At 69.6% G+C, this 18901-nt stretch carries 18 protein-coding genes and 3 pseudogenes; 16 read left to right on the top strand and 5 right to left on the bottom strand.

From position 1 onward, the window contains the following. The first annotated feature begins 130 nt into the window (after nucleotides 1-130). Both OH735_RS15930 and OH735_RS15925 read left to right on the top strand, forming a co-directional pair. Nucleotides 131-893, top strand: a pseudogene (locus OH735_RS15930) (HAD family hydrolase). Further along, nucleotides 893-2860, top strand: a pseudogene (locus OH735_RS15925) (glycoside hydrolase family 65 protein); the annotation flags it as partial. The pseudogenes OH735_RS15930 and OH735_RS15925, both read left to right, overlap by 1 nt. Nucleotides 2861-3009: 149 nt before the next feature. Here OH735_RS15925 and OH735_RS15920 read toward each other — a convergent pair. After that, a pseudogene (locus OH735_RS15920) lies at nucleotides 3010-3651 on the bottom strand (TetR/AcrR family transcriptional regulator); the annotation flags it as partial. Between the two features lie 121 nt (nucleotides 3652-3772). On the opposite strand from OH735_RS15920, the gene OH735_RS15915 reads away from it, so the two are divergent. Then, nucleotides 3773-4333 carry an NAD(P)H-dependent oxidoreductase gene (locus OH735_RS15915; protein WP_406382186.1) on the top strand — a complete coding sequence of 187 codons (561 nt, stop codon included), beginning with the start codon at nucleotides 3773-3775 and terminating at the stop codon, nucleotides 4331-4333. A 143-nt stretch (nucleotides 4334-4476) separates the two neighbouring features. Here OH735_RS15915 and OH735_RS15910 read toward each other — a convergent pair whose 3' ends face one another. Then, complete coding sequence (locus OH735_RS15910) at nucleotides 4477-5067, bottom strand: hypothetical protein (RefSeq protein WP_406382185.1); 591 nt, start codon at nucleotides 5065-5067, stop codon at nucleotides 4477-4479. 327 nt (nucleotides 5068-5394) lie between these two features. Between OH735_RS15910 and hemL the strand changes: the two genes are divergently transcribed. The 8 genes from hemL (at nucleotide 5395) to OH735_RS15870 (ending at nucleotide 13877) form a co-directional block, all read left to right on the top strand. Further along, nucleotides 5395-6702, top strand: coding sequence for a glutamate-1-semialdehyde 2,1-aminomutase (gene hemL / locus OH735_RS15905; protein ID WP_406386584.1), 1308 nt, complete (start codon nucleotides 5395-5397; stop codon nucleotides 6700-6702). After that, a complete protein-coding gene (locus OH735_RS15900; protein ID WP_406382184.1) occupies nucleotides 6699-7391 on the top strand; it encodes a histidine phosphatase family protein in 693 nt (230 codons plus the stop codon). Before hemL ends, OH735_RS15900 begins: the two co-directional genes overlap by 4 nt. 341 nt (nucleotides 7392-7732) lie before the next feature. After that, nucleotides 7733-8986, top strand: coding sequence for a hypothetical protein (locus tag OH735_RS15895; RefSeq protein WP_406382183.1), 1254 nt, complete (start codon nucleotides 7733-7735; stop codon nucleotides 8984-8986). 67 nt (nucleotides 8987-9053) lie between these two features. Then, nucleotides 9054-9665 (top strand): TlpA family protein disulfide reductase, encoded by a 612-nt coding sequence (locus OH735_RS15890; protein WP_406382182.1) that lies wholly within the window; start codon nucleotides 9054-9056, stop codon nucleotides 9663-9665. A 46-nt stretch (nucleotides 9666-9711) separates the two neighbouring features. Beyond that, nucleotides 9712-10434 (top strand): cytochrome c biogenesis CcdA family protein, encoded by a 723-nt coding sequence (locus OH735_RS15885; protein ID WP_406386582.1) that lies wholly within the window; start codon nucleotides 9712-9714, stop codon nucleotides 10432-10434. Nucleotides 10435-10439: 5 nt separating this feature from the next. After that, nucleotides 10440-12209, top strand: coding sequence for a cytochrome c biogenesis protein ResB (locus OH735_RS15880; protein WP_406382180.1), 1770 nt, complete (start codon nucleotides 10440-10442; stop codon nucleotides 12207-12209). Then, the gene (gene ccsB / locus OH735_RS15875) at nucleotides 12206-13294 is read left to right on the top strand and encodes a c-type cytochrome biogenesis protein CcsB (protein ID WP_406382179.1); all 1089 of its coding nucleotides are present in this window, start codon (nucleotides 12206-12208) and stop codon (nucleotides 13292-13294) included. Before OH735_RS15880 ends, ccsB begins: the two co-directional genes overlap by 4 nt. A 55-nt stretch (nucleotides 13295-13349) precedes the next feature. Beyond that, nucleotides 13350-13877 carry an SRPBCC domain-containing protein gene (locus tag OH735_RS15870; RefSeq protein WP_406382178.1) on the top strand — a complete coding sequence of 176 codons (528 nt, stop codon included), beginning with the start codon at nucleotides 13350-13352 and terminating at the stop codon, nucleotides 13875-13877. 143 nt (nucleotides 13878-14020) lie between these two features. Here OH735_RS15870 and OH735_RS15865 read toward each other — a convergent pair whose 3' ends face one another. Next, complete coding sequence (locus tag OH735_RS15865) at nucleotides 14021-14449, bottom strand: nucleoside deaminase (RefSeq protein ID WP_406386580.1); 429 nt, start codon at nucleotides 14447-14449, stop codon at nucleotides 14021-14023. A 70-nt stretch (nucleotides 14450-14519) separates the two neighbouring features. After that, entirely contained in the window at nucleotides 14520-14915 is a 396-nt protein-coding gene (locus OH735_RS15860; protein WP_406382177.1) for a PLD nuclease N-terminal domain-containing protein, read from the bottom strand. Nucleotides 14916-15123: 208 nt separating this feature from the next. Between OH735_RS15860 and OH735_RS15855 the strand changes: the two genes are divergently transcribed. The 5 genes from OH735_RS15855 (at nucleotide 15124) to OH735_RS15835 (ending at nucleotide 18746) form a co-directional block, all read left to right on the top strand. After that, a complete protein-coding gene (locus tag OH735_RS15855; protein ID WP_406382176.1) occupies nucleotides 15124-15273 on the top strand; it encodes a hypothetical protein in 150 nt (49 codons plus the stop codon). Then, on the top strand, nucleotides 15270-15482 hold the full coding sequence (locus tag OH735_RS15850) for a DUF397 domain-containing protein (RefSeq protein WP_406382175.1): 213 nt from the start codon (nucleotides 15270-15272) through the stop codon (nucleotides 15480-15482). The genes OH735_RS15855 and OH735_RS15850 overlap by 4 nt, the downstream gene beginning before the upstream one ends. A gap of 127 nt (nucleotides 15483-15609) precedes the next feature. Beyond that, nucleotides 15610-17067, top strand: a complete 1458-nt coding sequence (locus OH735_RS15845) for a menaquinone biosynthesis decarboxylase (protein WP_406382174.1) — start codon at nucleotides 15610-15612, stop codon at nucleotides 17065-17067. Further along, a complete protein-coding gene (mqnP, locus tag OH735_RS15840; protein WP_406382173.1) occupies nucleotides 17064-17981 on the top strand; it encodes a menaquinone biosynthesis prenyltransferase MqnP in 918 nt (305 codons plus the stop codon). The genes OH735_RS15845 and mqnP overlap by 4 nt, the downstream gene beginning before the upstream one ends. Before the next feature lie 84 nt (nucleotides 17982-18065). Then, nucleotides 18066-18746: a UbiX family flavin prenyltransferase gene (locus OH735_RS15835; RefSeq protein ID WP_406382172.1), complete on the top strand. Its 681-nt coding sequence runs from the start codon at nucleotides 18066-18068 to the stop codon at nucleotides 18744-18746. 11 nt (nucleotides 18747-18757) lie between these two features. Here the strand turns inward: OH735_RS15835 and OH735_RS15830 are convergent, their stop codons facing one another. Then, on the bottom strand, nucleotides 18758-18892 hold the full coding sequence (locus OH735_RS15830; RefSeq protein ID WP_384447332.1) for a hypothetical protein: 135 nt from the start codon (nucleotides 18890-18892) through the stop codon (nucleotides 18758-18760). Nucleotides 18893-18901 lie beyond the last annotated feature (9 nt).

The raw sequence follows: 18901 nt of genomic DNA, 5'->3' as shown, positions 1-18901 counted from the left end.
CCTCGCGCCACGCGAATGCCTGCACCACTGGGGCGTCGTGACGCCGGGACGTCGTACGGAGCCACGCCGCGCCCCTGCGCCGGAACCGTGATGCCATGAAAAGGAGCCCCTGACGAAGGGACCCTCGATCGTGGCAGCCGCACTGGTCCCGGCACCGTGCCTGCGCTCCGTGCGGGCCGTGGTCTTCGACACGGACGGAGTGATCACCGACTCCGCCCGGAGTCACGCCGCAGCCTGGAAGAAGGCGTTCGACGCCTGCCTGTCGACCGTCGAGGGGCAGCGTCCCTTCGATGCCGTCGACGAGTACCTGCGGCACGTCGACGGCCGCTCGCGGAGGGACGGTGCGGCGGCGTTCCTGGCATCGAGGGGGGCTGGACCTCCCTGAAGGCAGCCCCGACGACCCGCCCGGAACCGCGACCGTGTGGGCGGTCGCGGCCCGCAAGGACGAGCTGTTCACGCAGAGCCTGCGTACCGACCCGGTCGACGTCTGGCCCGGTACGGTCCGCCTCCTCGACGTGCTGCGCGGCGAACGGAAGCCGTGCGCCGCCGTATCCGCGTCCCGGCACGCCACGGAACTGCTGTCGCGGGCCGGCCTCATCGACCGGTTCGACGCCGTGGTCGACGGGAACGAGGCGCATCGGCTGCGGCTGCCGGGGAAGCCGGACCCCGCGCTCTTCGTCGAAGCGGCGAGGCGCCTGCGGGTCCCGGTCCGGGACACGGCCGTGGTGGAGGACGCGCTGGCCGGGGTCGAGGCCGGGCGCCGAGGCGGCTTCGGACTCGTGGTCGGCGTGGACCGTACGGGTGGCCCCACCAGCGCCGCCGAACTGCGCGGCCACGGCGCCGACCTCGTGGTGTCCGATCCGGGGGATCTGCTGACGGCCGGTGACGACTGATGGTGCAGGCGTGGACCTGGTCGTACGAGGGGTACGACCCGCGGGAGGAACGGCTGCGGGAGGCGCTGTGCACGCTCGGCAACGGGTACTTCGCCACCCGCGGGGCTGCGTCCGAGACACCTGTGACCCCTATGACGCCTGTGCCACCTGTGCCACCTGAGACGTCGGCCGAGGCGTGGCGGCACTACCCCGGCACCTACGTGGCGGGCTGCTACAACCGGCAGACCTCCACGGTCCGGGGCCGCCGGGTCGAGAACGAGGACCTGGTCAACCTCCCGAACTGGCTGCCGCTGCACTACCGCATCCACCCTGCCGGAACCGCCCCGGGGCCGTGGCTCACCCCGGATCACTCACACCTCGTGGAGCACCGCCAGTCACTCGATCTGCGCGGCGGCACGCTGACCCGCCGATCCGTCTACGAGGACGAGGCGGGCCGACGGTTGCACGTGGAGCAGTGCCGTCTGGTGCACATGGGCGATCCGCATCTCGCCGCCCTGCGCACGGTGTTCCGGGCGGAGGGGTGGGCGGGCGTGATCGAGGTGGAGGCGGGGATCGACGGCGGCGTCCGCAATTCCGGCGTCGCGCGGTACCGGGATCTGTCGTCCAGCACCTCACCGGCTGGGTGACCGGCGTGGACGAGGACGGTGTGGTGTCGCTGAAGTGCCGCACGGTGGAGTCGGACATCGTTGTCGTACTGGCGGCCCGCACGCTGGCGGTGTACGACGGTGAACCCGGCCCCGACGCCGCCCCGGGACCCGATGCGCACCCCCATCCCCATCCCCGTCCCCATCCCCGGCAGGCGGAGAAGGCGGTCTTCCAACGGCTGGTGCTGCCGCTGAACCCGGACTCCGACATCACCGCCACCGTCGCCCGTCGACAAGACGGTGGCCCTCCACACCACCCGCGACCTCGCGATCGGCAGCCCGCTGCGGGCAGCCGTGGCCGCGGTGCGAAGGGCCCCGGACTTCGCGCAGCTGCTGTCCTCGCACCGGCAGGCCTGGGCCGACCTGTGGCGGCAGGTCCGGCTGGACGTCCCGGGCGAAGCGGGGCGCGTGCTGCGGCTGCACCTCTTCCACGTACTGCAGACGCTCTCCCCGCACACCGCCGAACTCGACGTCGGCGTACCGGCCAGAGGGCTGCACGGCGAGGCGTACCGCGGCCATGTCTTCTGGGACGAGCTGTTCGTGCTGCCGTTCCTGAATCTGCATCTCCCGGAGGTCTCCCGGGGCCTTCTCGACTACCGCTACCGGCGGCTGCCCGCGGCCTGCCGGGCGGCGCGCGAGGCCGCCCGGGCGGGGGCGATGTATCCCTGGCAGAGCGCCGCCAGCGGACGCGAGGAGACCCAGGAACTCCATCTCAACTCGCACTCGGGGGGCTGGCTGCCCGACCACTCCCGGCTGCAGCACCATGTCGGCTCGGCCGTCGCGTACAACGTGTGGCAGTACTGCCAGGCCACCGGGGACACGGAGTACCTGTACTCCAGGGGTGCGCAGATGCTGCTGCAGATCGCCAGGTTCTGGGCGGACAGTGCCACATGGGACGAATCCCTGGCCCGGTATCGCATCCGCGGTGTCGTCGGGCCGGACGAGTACCACGACGCCTATCCGGGAACGGCGGCGGCTGGCCTCGACGACAACACGTACACGAACGTGACAGCGGCCTGGGTTCTGTCACGTTCGACGGAGCTGTACCGGGCCCTGCCGGAGACGCGGCGTCGGCGGCTGTGCGACCGGATGCATCTTGATTCCACCGAACCGGAACGCTGGGAGGACATCTCCCACCGGCTGCATGTGCCGTATCACCGGGGCGTCATCAGCCAGTTCGCCGGTTACGGGGAGCTGGAGGAGTTCGACTGGGAGGGGTACCGGAGGCGGTACGGGGACATCCGGCGGCTGGACCGGATCCTGGAGGCGGAGGGCGACACGGTCAACCGCTACCAGGCGTCCAAGCAGGCCGACGTGCTCATGCCCTCCACCGCCGAACCCTCCACCGCCGAGCCCGTAGCCCCTGCACCCTCCGCCGCCGGGCCCTTCACCGCCGAACCCTCCACCGCCGAGCCCGTAGCCGCCTGGTCACGCGAGTCCGTACAGTCCGCCCGGTCCGACGGCCGGGTCGCGCCGAGCTGTGTGACCAGGTGGTGCCAGCCTTCCTCCAGGCGCTCCAGCGGTATGCCGCGCTCCTGCGTGAGGTGGTGGACGAGAGCGGTGTCGATGGACGCGAGGAGGGTGTGCGCGAGCAGTGCCGGGTCGCCCGCCACCTGCGCCCCTCGCAGCAGCATCGTGATGTGGCTGAGCCGCAGACGGCTCGCCGGGACGCTGTAGGCGCGCAGCGGGTCGGTCCGGCCGGCCAGGATCAGGGGATGGTGCTCGCGTTCGTGGCGCAGGACGGCGGGCCCGAAGGCGTGCAGCCGCTCCGCCGCGGGGGCGCCGGGGCCCAGGGGCGGCGGCCCCGAGAGGAAGGCGGCCTGCAACTGCACCTCCCGGTGGTCCAGGAGCGCGATCAGGAGCCCCGCGCGGTCGCCGAAGCGCCGGAAGACGGTGCCTTTGCCGACTCCCGCGGCGGCAGCCACCGACTCCATGGTCAGGTTCGCCGCCCCGCACTGGGTCATCAGCCGGGAGGCCGCGTCCAGCAGGCGGGTGCGATTGCGTGCGGCGTCCGCCCGTAGCTGCGGCGGTTCATCGGTCGGGGCGAGGGGGAGAGTCGTCCGTGCCTCGCCGGGGCCGGACGGTCTGAGCGGCGGGGTTTCGGGACTGGTCATGGACTCAGGGTAGCGTCCGGAGAGGACAAGTGGACCGCGGTCCGGTTAAGTGGTACAAATTTCAACGGACCCTGGTCCGCTTGAAGCCGTTCCGAAGTCTCCGCCCTCTTGGGAGTTCCTCATGTCTGTACGCATCCTCGCGCTCGTCGGCAGCCTCCGCGCCGGCTCGCACAACCGTCAGCTCGCCGAAGCCGCTGCCAAGCACGCCCCCGAGGGCGTCGACATCGAGCTGTACGAGGGCCTGGCCGACGTGCCCTTCTACAACGAGGACACCGACGTCGAGGGAGGCGTCCCGGCCGCTGCCGTCCAGCTGCGCGAGGTGGCCGGCCGGGCCGACGCCTTCCTGCTGTTCTCGCCGGAGTACAACGGCACCATGCCGGCCGTCCTGAAGAACGCCATCGACTGGCTGTCCCGCCCGTTCGGCGCCGGCGCCATCTCCGGCAAGCCGGTCGCCGCGGTCGGCACCGCCTTCGGCCAGTACGGCGGCGTGTGGGCGCAGGACGATGCCCGCAAGTCCGCCAGGATCGCGGGCGGTGTGGTCCTGGAGGACGTCAAGCTGTCCATCCCCGGCTCCGTGACACGCTTCGCAGAGACCCACCCCGCCGATGACGCCGAGGTCGTCACCGCGCTCACCGAGGTCATCCGCCAGGTCACCGAGCAGGCCGCGCCCGCCGCTGCCTGACCCACGCCACGTGCGGCGGCGGCCCGCCGAGGATGCCGCGCCGCCGCCGCACGAAGCCGTACCGCGCAAGCGCGGGCGAGCCCGACACCCTCGGCCACCCCGTCAGGCCCGATGCGCCCCGCGAGGAACTCCTGATTCAGGATTCAGGGCCACACCAAGCAGTACGCCTGGTGCCCCGCGTCGTGCAGGCGGTAGCTGAAGTCCTGCCACTCGTGCAGCAGTTGGTAGACGTTGAACGCGTCGCGCGGGCCGCCCCGGTCCGGGACCGTGGACCAGATGAAGGCCGCCGCGCCCACCGACTCCTCGCCGACGCTGCGCAGTGGGTCGACGACCGTCATCGGAAGCTTGACCACCGCGTAATCGGGGTGGAGTACGACCAGTTCCAGCGGGGGAACCTTGTGCAGGGGTATGCCCTGGATGCCGGTGAGGACCATCGCCGCCACCGTCTCCGGCTTGATCTTGGTGAACATGCCGCCCATGCCCAGTTCGTCGCCCCCGAGCTCCTCGGGGCGCATCGAAATGGGCACGCGTGCCGCAGTCGCCCCGTCGGGGGCACCGAAGTACTTGTAGGTCACCCCCATCCGGCCACCACTCCTGCTTCCGGCTCCGCCACCCTGCGCGCCACCGGCCTGTATGCCTTGCCTGCGCTCTGCCCCACGCCGGTGCCGACCCCGCCGGGAAGGCTCGGGCCCCAGGTCGTCGGTCCCTTCGCCCACTCCGCCACCGCGATGCATATCTCATCCACCCGACTACTACTTAGGAGACCCGGCCCCCGCCGCGCAACCTGATCATCGTGTCAGTGACCTCCCCCACGGGCGCGCGGTGAAACACCTGGCCGCGAGACCGTCCGTGGCTCGGACACCATGGCTTGTGTGAGCTTTCCCTATGTCGGCCCAGTTTCGCAGACGTGAGGGGGCCGAAGCCCGGTCGTCGCGCGACGGATGTGCCCGCCGGGCATTCGGTGGCCGGAATCTTCCGCGCCCGGCCGCGTACGGGCGCTGTCCTACCCTGGGGAGGTCACTAGCCCCCCGGAGTCGGAGAAGTCGCAGGTCATGACCGAACTGCCTTATCAATATGAAGCCCCAGTCTCGCAGGCGCTGTTCGACCGCGCGTCCCTCGTGACGCCCGGCGGCGTCAACTCTCCCGTCCGTGCCTTCCGGGCCGTGGGCGGTACGCCCCGCTTCATGGTGTCCGGTACCGGTCCGTACCTCACCGACGCCGACGGCCGCGAGTACGTCGACCTCGTGTGCTCATGGGGGCCGATGATCCTCGGGCACTCCCACCCCGAGGTCATCGCCGCGGTCCAGGAGGCGGTCGCCCGCGGCACCTCGTTCGGTACGCCCGGGGAGGGCGAGGTCGCGCTCGCCGAGGAGATCGTGGCCCGGGTCGAGCCCGTGGAGCAGGTGCGGCTGGTGTCGTCCGGCACCGAGGCGACCATGTCCGCGATCCGTCTCGCCCGCGGGTTCACCGGCCGGGCCAAGGTGGTGAAGTTCGCCGGCTGCTACCACGGCCACGTCGACGCGCTGCTGGCCGCCGCCGGGTCCGGGGTCGCGACCTTCGGCCTTCCGGACACCCCCGGCGTCACCGGCGCCCAGGCCGGCGACACGATCGTGCTGCCGTACAACGACCTGGACGCCGTGCGGGAGGCGTTCGCCGCGCGGCCCGGCGAGATCGCCTGCGTCATCACCGAAGCGTCGCCGGGCAACATGGGCGTCGTACCGCCGCTGGACGGTTTCAACGCCGGACTCAAGGAGATCTGCGCCGCGGGCGGCGCGCTCTACATCTCCGACGAGGTCATGACCGGATTCCGTACCTCGAAGGCCGGCTGGTTCGGCGTCGACGGGGTGCGCCCCGACCTGATGACCTTCGGCAAGGTCATGGGCGGCGGCTTCCCGGCCGCGGCCTTCGGCGGGCGCGCGGACGTGATGGCGCACCTCGCCCCGGTCGGCCCCGTCTACCAGGCGGGCACCCTCTCCGGGAACCCGGTCGCCACCGCCGCCGGTCTCGCGCAGCTGCGGCTGCTCGACGACGCGGCGTACGCCAAGGTGGACGCGGTCTCCGCGGAGATCCGCGGCCTGGTCAGCGAGGCGCTCGCCAAGGAAGGCGTGGCGCACACCGTGCAGACGGCGAGCAACATGTTCTCCGTCTTCTTCACCGACCGGCCGGTGCGGAACTACGAGGACGCGAAGCAGCAGGAAGCTTTCCGCTTCACCGCCTTCTTCCACTCGCTGCTGTCGCAGGGCGTCTACCTGCCGCCGTCCGCCTTCGAGTCCTGGTTCGTCTCGACAGCCCACGACACGCAGGCCGTCGAGCGCATCGCCGCCGCCCTGCCCGCCGCTGCCCGCGCCGCATCGGAGGCCACCGCATGAGCGGGAACGGAAGCCGCGAGGACGTCACCGTCGTCCATCTGATGCGGCACGGAGAGGTGCACAACCCGGAGGGCGTGCTGTACGGGCGCCGCCCCGGCTACCACCTCTCCGAGCTGGGCCGGCAGATGGCGGACCGGGTCGCCGAGCACCTGAAGGACCGCGACATCACCCATGTCGTCGCCTCCCCGCTGGAGCGTGCCCAGGAGACCGCCACGCCGATCGCCAAGACGCACGGCCTCGACCTGGCCACCGACGACCGGCTCATCGAGGCCGCCAACGTCTTCGAGGGCAAGACCTTCGGCGTCGGCGACGGGGCGCTGCGCAAGCCGGACAACTGGAAGCACCTCACGAATCCGTTCCGGCCGTCGTGGGGCGAGCCGTACATCGAGCAGGTCGTACGGATGATGGGCGCTCTGGACGCCGCGCGTGACGCGGCGCGCGGTCACGAGGCGGTGTGCGTCAGCCACCAGCTGCCGATCTGGATCGTGCGGAGCTTCGTGGAGCGGCGGCGGCTGTGGCACGACCCGCGCAAGCGGCAGTGCACTCTCGCGTCGTTGACCAGCTTCACGTACCAGGGCGACAAGATCGTGTCGGTCGGGTACGCGGAGCCGGCGCGGGATCTGGTGCCGGCTCATCTGCGGGCCGGGGCGAAGCCGGTGAAGGGGAAGTCGAAGGCGTTCGGCGCGTAGCCGGCCGCCCGGTTGCCGTTCTGTCCTCGATCGCCGGACGGGCTTGATCTCGCCGCCCGTCCGGCGAACTGTCATGCCATCAGCCATGCCGTCAGCCATGCCGCCAGTCCTGCCGTGAGTCATGCCGTCAGTCATGCCATGAACCGAGAGTTCGGACGGACGATCAGCTGAGCGATCAGCAGGTGATCGACCATGTGATAGGTCATGTGTTCGGTCACGTACCGGGTCTGGTCACGCAAAGAAAAATATGCTAAATAGCGGAACCCCCGTGCTGTTTCCATCATCTAAGCCTTTGGCAGTTTGTATGGATTTGGGGCAAAACGACCGCAGGTGGGGAACTCATGCGCGAGATCAGCCGAAGGGGTTTGCTCGGAGCCGGGCTCGGGGCCGCGGCCGCGATCGGTCTCGCGGGGTGCAGTTCCTCCGGCACGGGTTCATCGGGGGCGGACACGGGGACCACCGACGAGAAGGGTGCCGACGGGCACACCCGGGGGACCGGGCCTGCCAAGAAGGACGTCCGGGAGATCGGCGACGGTTCCACCGTGGACACCGGGAAGCAGCCGCACCAGCCCGCCGCGCCGGTTCCGCTCGAACCCGGGCAGACGCCGCCGCAGTTCGTGATCTTTTCCTGGGACGGGGCGGGCGAGGTCGGCAACGGGCTCTTCCCGCGCTTTCTGGAACTCGCCAAGGAACACGACGTGGCGATGACCTTCTTCCTCTCCGGCCTCTATCTGCTGCCCGAGTCGAAGAAGTCCATGTACCGGCCGCCCAACAACCCGGTCGGCGCTTCCGACATCGGATATCTCACCGATGATCACGTCAAACAGACGCTGAAGTACGTCCGGCAGGCATGGCTCGACGGGCATGAGATCGGCACCCACTTCAACGGGCATTTCTGCGGCGGTTCCGGATCGGTCGCGAACTGGTCGCCCTCCGATTGGCGGAGCGAAATCGATCAGGCGGTCTCCTTCGTCACCGAATGGCGCACCAACACCGGCTGGAGTGACCTCGATCCGCTGCCTTTCGACTACCGCAAGGAACTGATAGGCGGCCGCACCCCCTGTCTGCTCGGCCAGGACAATCTGCTGCCCACGGCGAGCAGACTGGGCTGGCGCTACGACGCCAGTTCGCCCGGCGGCATCCAGGTGTGGCCACAGAAGCGCGAGGGCGTCTGGGACCTGCCGCTGCAGGGCATGCCGTTCCCCGGGCACTCCTTCGAGGTCCTTTCGATGGACTACAACATCCTCGCCAACCAGTCGCTGAATTCGACCAAGGGCATGCCCTCGCGTTATCCGGGCTGGCGCGAGCAGGCCGCCAAGTCGTATCTCGCCGGTTTCGACCGCGCCTACACGACGAACCGCGCGCCCTTCTATATCGGAAACCACTTCGAGGAGTGGAACGGCGGCATATATATGGATGCGGTCGAGGAAGCGCTCAAGAAAATCGCGGGGAAGCCGGATGTGCGGCTCGTCTCCTTCAAGCAGTTCGTCGACTGGCTCGACGTGCAGACCCCGGCCGTGCTCGACAAGCTCCGTACGCTGGGTGTCGGACAGGCGCCCGAAGGCGGCTGGAACGCCTTCTTTAAACAGGCCTGACAACGGGCTTTACGGGCACCGAGGGGGGTGCCCGAGATCGCCGGAACCGCCATGCGAAACTTTTCACATGAGCTATGGCCGGGCACCTCGACGCCGCTTCACCCTGCTCGCCGCCCCCGCAGCGGTCGTCGCGCTCGCACTCACGCTGACGGCGTGCGGCGGGGACGACAACAAGGTCGGTGGCGGTGGCAACACGAACTTCGTCACGGGCAGTGGCGGAATCTCCACCGTGGCCAAGGGCGACCGCAAGGCCGCCCCGAAGCTCGACGGTGAGACCCTCGAAGGCAAGCAGCTCGACGTCGCCGACTACAAGGGCAAGGTCGTCGTGCTGAACATGTGGGGCTCGTGGTGCGGGCCCTGCCGCCTGGAGGCCCAGTACTTCGCGAAGGTGGCGAAGGAGACGAAGGACAAGGGCGTCCAGTTCGTCGGGATCAACACGCGCGACGCCCAGAAGGGCCCCGCGCTGAGCTTCGAGAAGGACTACGGGGTCCCCTACCCGAGCATCTTCGACCCGACCGGCAAGCTCATGCTCCGCTTCCCCAAGGGCACGCTGAACCCGCAGACCATTCCGTCGACCGTCGTCCTGGACCGGGACGGGAAGATCGCCGCCCGTTCCCTGGCCGCGCTCGACGACACCAAGCTGCACAAGATGATCGACCCGCTGATCGCGGAGAAGTGATTCCGTGCTCACCCTCGCCGCCGTTGCGGGCCAGAACGAGACCGTGATGAACGGGGCGCTGTTCGTCGCCCTGCCCATTGCCCTGCTCGCCGGGCTCGTCTCGTTCTTCTCGCCGTGCGTCCTGCCGCTCGTGCCCGGCTACCTTTCCTACGTCACCGGCGTCAGCGGCACCGACCTGGCGCAGGCCAGGCGAGGGCGGATGGTCGCGGGCGCCTCGCTCTTCGTGCTCGGCTTCACCGCCGTGTTCGTCTCCGGCGGCGCGCTCTTCGGCTTCTTCGGCCAGACCCTCCAGGCGCACAGCGCGACGCTCTCCAAGGTCCTCGGCGTGCTGATGATCCTGATGGGGATCTTCTTCATGGGCCTGATGCCCTGGATGACGCAGCGTGAATTCCGTATCCACAAGAGGCCGGTGACCGGGCTGGTGGGTGCACCGCTGCTGGGTGCCCTCTTCGGGATCGGCTGGACGCCGTGCCTCGGTCCGACGCTCAGCTCGGTGAGCTTCCTCGCGCTGGATCAGGGCACCGCCGTACGCGGGGCGATACTGACCGTCGCGTACTGTCTCGGGCTCGGTCTGCCCTTCGTGCTCGCGGCGGTCGCCTTCCGCAAGGCGCTCGGCGCCTTCGGCTGGGTCAAGCGCCACTACGCATGGGTCATGCGGATAGGCGGCGTCATGATGATCGCGACCGGGCTGCTCCTGCTGACCGGTGTCTGGGGCAGCATGATGCAGGAATTGCAGGGCTGGTCCAACGGCTTCACTGTGGGGATCTGAGTTCCATGAGCGACACCAAGTCCAACCCGGCCCCGGAGCGCGAGCGCCGGGACGAGCGGGAGATCCGGGACGAGCAGGACCGGGAGAACGCCCGCGAACTGGGCGCGGCCGGCTCCCAGCTCTCCACCGCCCCGCGCGAGGAGACCGCGGCCGCCCTGCCGGCCATGGGCGTCATCGGCTGGGCCCGCTGGTTCTGGCGGCAGCTCACCTCGATGCGGGTCGCGCTGATCCTGCTCTTCCTGCTGTCGCTCGGCGCCATCCCCGGCTCGCTGATCCCGCAGAACAGCGTGGACGAACTGAAGGTGCAGACCTTCAAGGAGGCCCACACCACCGTCACGCCGATCTACGAGAAGCTCCAGCTCTTCGACGTCTACAGCTCGGTGTGGTTCTCCGCGATCTACATCCTGCTGTTCATCTCGCTCATCGGCTGCATCGTGCCGCGCACCGGCCAGTTCATCGGCCAGCTGCGCAGTCGTCCGCCGGGCGCCCCGAGGCGCCTGACCCGGCTGCCCGCTTACACCACCTGGCGCACCGAGGCCGAGCCCGAGCAGGTCCGCGAGGCCGCGCTCGCCATGATGCGCAGTCGCCGCTACCGCGCGCACACCGCGGGGGACGCGGTCGCCGCCGAGAAGGGGTACCTGCGCGAGGCCGGGAACCTGATCTTCCACGTCGCCCTGATCGTGATGCTGGTGGCGTTCGCCTTCGGGCAGCTCTTCAAGTCCGAGGGCGCCAAACTGATCGTCGAGGGCGACGGCTTCTCCAACACGCTGACCCAGTACGACGACTTCAAGTCCGGTTCGCTGTTCGACACCGACTCGCTCGTCCCGTTCAGCTTCAAGCTCGACAAGTTCATCGGTACGTACGAGCGCAGCGGCCCCCAGGTCGGTACGCCCCGGACCTTCGAGACCCATGTGACGTACGAGAAGGGCGCGTACGGCAAACCGCAGAAGACCGTCATCAAGGTCAACGAACCCCTCGTCATCGACGGCACCAAGGTCTATCTGAACGCGCACGGCTACGCGCCCGTCGTCTCCGTCAAGGACGCGAGCGGCAAGGTGGTCTACCGCAACGCCGTGCCGCTGCTGCCCATCGACAACAACGTCACCTCGACCGGGGCGATCAAGGTGATGGACGGCTACCGCGACAAGAACGGCAAGAAGACCCAGCTGGGCTTCCAGGCCTTCTTCGTGCCGACCTTCGCGGGCGACAACCAGGGCACGATGTTCTCCCAGTTCCCCGCCGCCGACAATCCGCGGCTCGCCCTCAACGGCTACTACGGCGGCCTCGGCGTCGACTCCGGACTGCCGCAGAACGTGTACCAGCTGGACAAGTCCGATATGAAGGAGTTCAAGGACAGCAAGGGCAAGCAGCTCAAGCAGCGCCTGGCGGTCGGCGACACGATGAAGCTGCCCGACGGCGCCGGCTCGATCACCTTCGAGGGCGTCGAGGAGTGGGCCAGCTTCCAGATCTCCGAGCAGCCCGCCAGCGGCTGGGCGCTCACCGGGTCCATCGCCGCGATCGCCGGACTCGCGGGCTCGCTGTTCATCCAGCGCCGCCGCATCTGGGTGCGGGCCGTGCGCGGTGCGGACGGCGTCACCGTCGTCGAAATGGCGGGTCTCGGCCGCAGCGAGTCCGCGAAGCTTCCCGAGGAGCTGGCCGATCTCGCGGTCACGCTCCACGCCGTCGCGCCCACCGCGCCCGGCGCCGACCCCGGATCCGATTCCGGCACCGTCGAAGAATCCCCCGTAGAACTTGCCGAAGGGGCTGAGAAGTGAATCTCGCCGCCGCAACCAACGAGAACCTGGCGCACACCAGCAATGTGCTGATCTATTCGTCGATGGCCGTGTACACCCTGGCCTTCTTCGCGCACATCGCGGAATGGGTGTTCGGCAGCCGCAGCAAGGTCGGCCGCACCGCCGCCGCCCTGACCGGCGCCGGGGCCCAGGGCGCCGGAGCCTCGGTGAAGGTGCAGGTCGCGCAGCAGGGCGGCGGCACCGCCGTACTGGACCGCCCGAAGATCATCACGCGCTCCGCGGCCGGTTCCCGCGACGTCCCGGACGGGCCCGGCGCGGCCGGTGGCACGTTCAAGGGCGACCTGTACGGACGCATGGCGATCTCCATGACCGTGCTCGCGTGCCTCGTGCAGGCCGGCGGAGTCATCGCCCGTGCGCTGTCCGTGCAGCGTGCGCCCTGGGGCAACATGTACGAGTTCTCCATCACCTTCTCCACGGTGGCGGTCAGTGCGTACCTGGTCCTGCTCGCGCTGAAGAAGAACGTCCGCTGGATGGGCCTGCTCCTGGTCACCACCGTCCTGCTGGACCTCGGCCTCGCGACCACGGTGCTCTACACCTCCAGCGGCCAGCTGGTGCCCGCACTGGACTCGTACTGGCTGTGGATCCACGTCTCCACCGCCATCATCTGCGGTGCCGTCTTCTACATCGGCGCGGTCGCCACCCTGCTCTACCTCTTCCGCGACAGCTACGAGAGCAAGCTCGCGGGCGGCGTGCAGCCCGGTTCGTTCGCCCAGTCCGTGCTCTCCCGGCTGCCCGCCGCCGCGACGCTCGACAAGTTCTCGTACCGCATCAACGCCGCCGTCTTTCCGCTGTGGACGTTCACGATCATCGCGGGCGCCATCTGGGCCGGCGACGCGTGGGGCCGCTACTGGGGCTGGGACCCCAAGGAGGTCTGGTCCTTCATCACCTGGGTCGCGTACGCCTGCTACCTGCACGCCCGCGCCACCGCCGGCTGGAAGGGCCGCAAGGCCGCCTACCTGGCCCTCATCGCCTTCGGCTGCTGGCTCTTCAACTACTACGGCGTGAACATCTTCGTCACCGGCAAGCACTCCTACGCCGGGGTCTGACCCGCGCCCGCCCCGTAAGGGTGCGGATCGTGGCCCACCGGGCCACGCTGGAACCATGACCGATGCGACCCCCGTCATCGAGCGTGGCACCAGTGAAACCCACGGTGACCTGCACATTGTGCGGTTCCTGCTACGGCTGCCCCACCCCGTTCCACGGGTGTGGGCAGCCGTAGCCAGTTCCGAGGGGCTGGCCGGCTGGCTCGGTGCCGCCGACCCGTTCGAACCGCACATCGGCGGCGCGATCACGCTGCGCCGGCTGACCACCGACCGGGACGGGCACGCCTCGGCCGCCTCCGGCACGGTCACCGCCTGGGACATCGAGCGGGTCGCCGAATACACCCTCGTAGGGGCCCACGGCCGGATCCGCTTCCACCTGGAGCCACCGCGCGGCGACCATGTGCTGCTGCGCTTCACGCACGAGTTCCGGGGCGACGACGCGATGCGCCTGGACCGCCTCGCCGAGTGGCACGACCACTTCCGCTACCTCGTGGACGCGCTCGACGGCTACCCCGCCGACTGGACGCGATGGACCCCGGTCCGGTGGGCGGAACTGCGCGAGGAGTACGCGGCCACCGTGCGGTGACGCGACTTGAGCCGAACGAAAGGCCCTACGACGGCGGCAGGCACCTCGGGCCGGGCGGCGCTCCCTTGGGCCAGGCGATCGCGACGAACCGCTGACGGGCGTCCTCGGGCGCCGGCCCCGGGACGCGGGACGGGCCGGGTGTATCAGCCGGCGCCGATGTCCTCGTTCCACAGGCCGGGCCGATCCCGTACGAAGTCCCGCATGAGCGCGATGCATTCGGCATCGTCGAGCACCACGATCCCGACCCCGTGCCGGGCCAGCCAGTCGTGCCCGCCGTGGAACGTCTGCGCCTCGCCGATCACCACCCGCGAGATCCCGAACTGCCGTACCAGGCCGGAGCAGTACCAGCACGGGGAGAGCGTCGTCACCATCGTCGTGCCCCGGTACGAACGCTGCCGCCCGGCCGCGCGGAAGGCGGCCGTCTCTGCGTGCAGCGACGGATCGCCGTCCTGCACCCGGCGGTTGTGCCCGCGCCCGAGGAGCGTACCGTCCGGCCCGTACAGCGCGGCACCGATGGGGATGCCGCCCTCGGCGAGCCCGGTCCGGGCCTCGGCGAGGGCGGTGGCGAGCATGGCCCTGTCGTTCACGCGTGCGTGCTCCTGGTAGCCGTTGCCGGGGGCGCTGCCCCCGCACCGCCGCTCCTCAATCGCCGGAGGGGCTTGAGCTCTCCCCGCTCTCGCGGCGCTTGAGTTCCTCCTCGCGGCGGCGCAGATCCGCCTCCCAGTCCTTGAGGAGCGACTCGTCCTTCTTGTTCTCTTCCTTCAGCGCGTTCAGGAACTCCGGATTGTCGTCCGGCGCCACCCACTGCGAGCGGTGATTGCGGTGCCATTCGGAGGGCGTACGGCCCCCGGCGGGCACCTCGCGCATCTTGCCCGCGGCCAGCCAGACGATCGGGCCGACGATCCAGAACAGCAGGATGATGAAGACCCAGGCGATCTTCGGCAGGTGCTTGGCCTCGTCCTCGGGGGTGTTCAGGCAGTCGATGAACGCGTAGATCGTCAGCGCCAGAGGCAGGAGAAAGGTCAGGGCCCGGAGCATGATGGAAAGGTCCCCCTGAGGAGAGATGGCGGGGCTCGGCCCGCCCCGGTGACGCGCCCAGAGTAGCCGGTGTCAATGACGTCCCACGGCGAGCAGGTGGGAACTGGCGGCGAGCAGGTCGGGGTACGGCTCCGCCATGCGGGCCGCGGTCACGATGCGCTTCCCGACCACGGCCGACGGTCGGGACACGGAGCCCCCTACCGTCTATGTGGAGGGCTTCACCGGCGCGCTCTACCTCGATAAGCCCCACGAGATCGAGCGCTACGACGGGGCGTTCAAGTCGATTTGGGGCTCGGCGCTTGACGAAGCAGGCAGCACGAGCCTTCTCAAGCGAGCAGCGAGGGAGCTAAGAAAGTGAACAGTGCGGATCTGACAGGCGCGGTCTGGCGCAAGAGCAGCCGCAGCAACGGTGACGCGAACTGCGTCGAGGTCGCCTTCCTCGGCGACGGGCGGGTGGCCACCCGAGACAGCAAGGACCGGGGCGACGGACCCGTGCTCGTCTTCACCAGGGGTGAGTGGGCCGCTTTCGAGGGCGGCGTGGTGGACGGCGAGTTCCAGCGGCCGTAGCCCTGGCGAAGCCGGTCGTCCGGACGCCTCAGCGCCCCCGTGGCGCGGGCGCGTCCCTGTTCCGTCCGAGGGCCACCGAGGTGGGGCACCCCCGGTGATCGCCAACGGTGATGACAAACTGGGCGGCATGGCTTACGACGATCTTCGTTCCCTCCTCCGGGCCCTGGAGCGCGAGGGCGAGCTCAAGCGCATCAAGGTCGAGGTCGACCCGTATCTGGAGGTCGGCGAGATCGTCGACCGGGTGAACAAGGCGGGCGGACCCGCGTTGCTCTTCGAGAACGTCAAGGGGTCGTCGATGCCCCTGGCCATGAACGTCTTCGGGACCGACAAGCGGCTGCTCAAGGCGCTCGGGCTGAAGTCGTACACCGATATCAGCGACAAGATCGGCGGGCTGCTCAAGCCGGAACTGCCGCACGGCTTCGTCGGCGTGCGGGAGGCGTTCGGGAAGCTCGGGTCGATGGTGCACGTGCCGCCGAAGAAGGTGAAGTCGGACAGCGCCCCCGTGCAGGAGGTCGTCCTCACCGGCGACGACGTGGACCTGGACCTGCTGCCCGCGCTCTTCACCTGGCCCGAGGACGGTGGCTCCTTCTTCAACCTGGGGCTCACGCACACCAAGCACCCGGAGACCGGCGTACGGAACCTGGGCCTCTACCGGCTCCAGCGCCACGACCGGCGCACCATCGGGATGCACTGGCAGATCCACAAGGACAGCCGCAACCACTACCAGGTCGCCGCCAAGCGCGGGGAGCGGCTGCCGGTCGCGATCGCGTTCGGGGCGCCGCCCGCGGTGACGTACGCCTCCACCGCCCCGCTGCCGGGGGACATCGACGAGTACCTCTTCGCCGGGTTCATCCAGGGCAAGCGGATCGAGATGGTCGACTGCAAGACCGTGCCGCTCCAGGTCCCGGCGCAGGCGGAGGTCGTCATCGAGGGGTGGCTGGAGCCCGGGAAGATGCTTCCCGAGGGGCCGTTCGGCGACCACACCGGCTTCTACACGCCGCAGGAACCATTCCCCGCGCTGACCATCGACTGCGTGACCATGCGGAAGCGTCCGCTGCTCCAGTCGATCGTGGTGGGCCGGCCGCCGACCGAGGACGGGCCGCTGGGGCGGGCCACCGAGCGGTTCTTCCTGCCGCTCCTCAAGATCATCGTGCCGGACATCGTGGACTACCACCTGCCGGAGGCGGGCGGCTTCCACAACTGTGCGATCGTCTCGATCGACAAGAAGTACCCGAAGCACGCCCAGAAGGTGATGAGCGCCATCTGGGGCGCGCACATGATGTCGCTGACCAAGCTGATCGTGGTCGTGGACTCCGACTGCGACGTCCACGATCTGCACGAGGTGGCCTGGCGGGCGCTCGGGAACACGGACTACGCGCGGGACCTGACCGTCACCGAGGGGCCCGTCGACCATCTCGATCACGCCTCCTACCAGCAGTTCTGGGGCGGCAAGGCGGGCATCGACGCGACGAGGAAGTGGCCCGAGGAGGGTTACACCCGGGACGGGGGCTGGCCGAACATGGTCGAGTCCGACCCTCAGACGGCGGCGAAGGTCGACCGCCGGTGGAAGGAATACGGACTGTGAGCGCCGCCGAAGCAGCACTGGGCTCAGGGCCCGTACAGCCGAACAGCAGGGTCAAGGCGTTCCTGCGACTCGTGATGATCGAGCACTCGGTCTTCGCGCTGCCCTTCGCGTACATCGCCGCCCTGACCGCGATGTTCCAGGCGGACAAGGCCATCCACTGGGTCACGCTGCTGCTCGTCACCATCGCGATGGTGGGGCTGCGGACGTTCGCGATGGCCTGCAACCGGATCATCGACCGGGAGATCGACGCCCGTAACCCGCGCACCGCGAGCCGGGAACTGGTCACCGGCGCGGTGTCCGTGAAGTCGGCGTGGACGGGGGCGATCATCGCCGTCGTCCTCTTCCTCGGGGCGGCCGCGCTGCTGAACCCGCTCTGTCTGGCGCTCGCGCCGGCCGCCGTCGTACCGATGGTGGTCTATCCGTACGGGAAGCGGTTCACCCACTACCCGCACGCCATCCTCGGTGTCGCGCAGGCGATAGGGCCGATCGGCGCCTGGCTGGCGGTGACCGGCAGCTGGTCGTGGGACGCGGTGATCCTCGGTCTCGCGGTCGGGATCTGGATCGGCGGCTTCGACCTGATCTTCGGCTGCCAGGACGTCCAGGCGGACCGGGCGCACGGGGTGCTGTCGGTGCCCGCTCGGTTCGGGATTCCGGCCGCCCTGTGGGGTGCGCGGGTCTGCCATGTGGTGACGACCGGGCTGCTCGTCTGGTTCGGGCTGGCCACGGAGGCCGGACTGCTCTACTGGATCGGCATGGTGATCGTCGCCGTCGCCTTCGTGTACGAGCACCGGGTGGTGCGCCCGCACGATCTGTCCCGGCTGAACCGGGCGTTCTTCTCGGTCAACGGGTTCATCGGGATGGCGCTGTTCGCGTGCGCGCTGCTCGACCTGCTGGTGCGCGGGCTGACGGTGTAGGACCTGTCCGGCGGCCCCGAACTCCTGACGCGTGGGCCGCCTTGCGCGCCGGATAGGCTCGGGTGTGTGGATTCCGGGATTTCAGTGAGTCAGCACCAGCGTCAGCCTTGGATTGTCGGGGTTTCCGGTGCTTCGGGCACCCCATTCGCCGCCTCCGTGCTGCGTGGTCTGCTGGCCGCGGGGGAGAGCGTCGATCTGGTGGTGAGCCGGGCGTCGAGGCTGACGCTGCTGGACGAGACCGGGATCGCGTTCCGCGACGCGCACTGGCGGGAGGATCTGCGCAGCTGGCTGGCGCGCGGGGCGGACGGCAAGCCGCACACCTTCGACGTGGGTGACGCGGACATCGAGGGCGTACGGCACTGGCCGGCCGGTGATCTTGCCGCCGGGCCGTCCTCGGGGTCGTACCCGGCGAAGGGGATGCTGATCGTCCCGGCTTCGACGGCGTGTGTGGCCGGGGTGGCGCTCGGACTCTCGAAGGATCTGCTCCAGCGGGCCGCGAGCGTGACGCTCAAGGAGCGGCGGAAGCTGGTCGTCGCGGTGCGGGAGACCCCGCTGAACGGGCAGACGCTGAAGCATCTGGTGAGCCTGGACGAGGCGGGCGCCGTGGTGCTGCCCGCCTCTCCGGCGTTCTACGCGGGGGCGACGCACATCCAGGATCTGGTGGACTTCGTCGCGGGGCGGGTGCTGGACGCGGCGGGGGTGCCGCACGGCCTGTACCGCCGGTGGGAGGGAGAGCTCGGTGGCGGCTCTCGCCGGGATGGCTGAGCCGGTGGTGGTCAGCGCTTCTTCGTGGCGCGCGGGCTGCGGGGCTTGTCGATCCGGTGCGCGGCGGCGGGCTGGTGGGCACGCGAGCGGTTGGCCAGGTCCTGCAGCTCGCGCATCCGGGCGTAGGCCATCTCGATCGTGTACACGGTGTTCTC

Source organism: Streptomyces sp. NBC_01618 (assembly GCF_045209435.1).
GTDB lineage: Bacteria > Actinomycetota > Actinomycetes > Streptomycetales > Streptomycetaceae > Streptomyces.
Note: the sequence above shows the minus strand (reverse complement) of the source record. Positions and strands in the feature narration are given on the sequence as shown.

Bases quoted from the DNA above. Each gene is read 5' to 3' on its own strand.
- OH735_RS15915 (WP_406382186.1), top strand. From the start codon at position 3,773: ATGTCTGTACGCATCCTCGCGCTCGTCGGCAGCCTCCGCGCCGGCTCG.
- OH735_RS15910 (WP_406382185.1), bottom strand. From the start codon at position 5,067: ATGCATCGCGGTGGCGGAGTGGGCGAAGGGACCGACGACCTGGGGCCC.
- OH735_RS15900 (WP_406382184.1), top strand. From the start codon at position 6,699: ATGAGCGGGAACGGAAGCCGCGAGGACGTCACCGTCGTCCATCTGATG.
- OH735_RS15895 (WP_406382183.1), top strand. From the start codon at position 7,733: ATGCGCGAGATCAGCCGAAGGGGTTTGCTCGGAGCCGGGCTCGGGGCC.
- OH735_RS15890 (WP_406382182.1), top strand. From the start codon at position 9,054: ATGAGCTATGGCCGGGCACCTCGACGCCGCTTCACCCTGCTCGCCGCC.
- OH735_RS15885 (WP_406386582.1), top strand. From the start codon at position 9,712: ATGAACGGGGCGCTGTTCGTCGCCCTGCCCATTGCCCTGCTCGCCGGG.
- OH735_RS15880 (WP_406382180.1), top strand. From the start codon at position 10,440: ATGAGCGACACCAAGTCCAACCCGGCCCCGGAGCGCGAGCGCCGGGAC.
- OH735_RS15870 (WP_406382178.1), top strand. From the start codon at position 13,350: ATGACCGATGCGACCCCCGTCATCGAGCGTGGCACCAGTGAAACCCAC.
- OH735_RS15865 (WP_406386580.1), bottom strand. From the start codon at position 14,449: ATGCTCGCCACCGCCCTCGCCGAGGCCCGGACCGGGCTCGCCGAGGGC.
- OH735_RS15860 (WP_406382177.1), bottom strand. From the start codon at position 14,915: ATGCTCCGGGCCCTGACCTTTCTCCTGCCTCTGGCGCTGACGATCTAC.
- OH735_RS15845 (WP_406382174.1), top strand. From the start codon at position 15,610: ATGGCTTACGACGATCTTCGTTCCCTCCTCCGGGCCCTGGAGCGCGAG.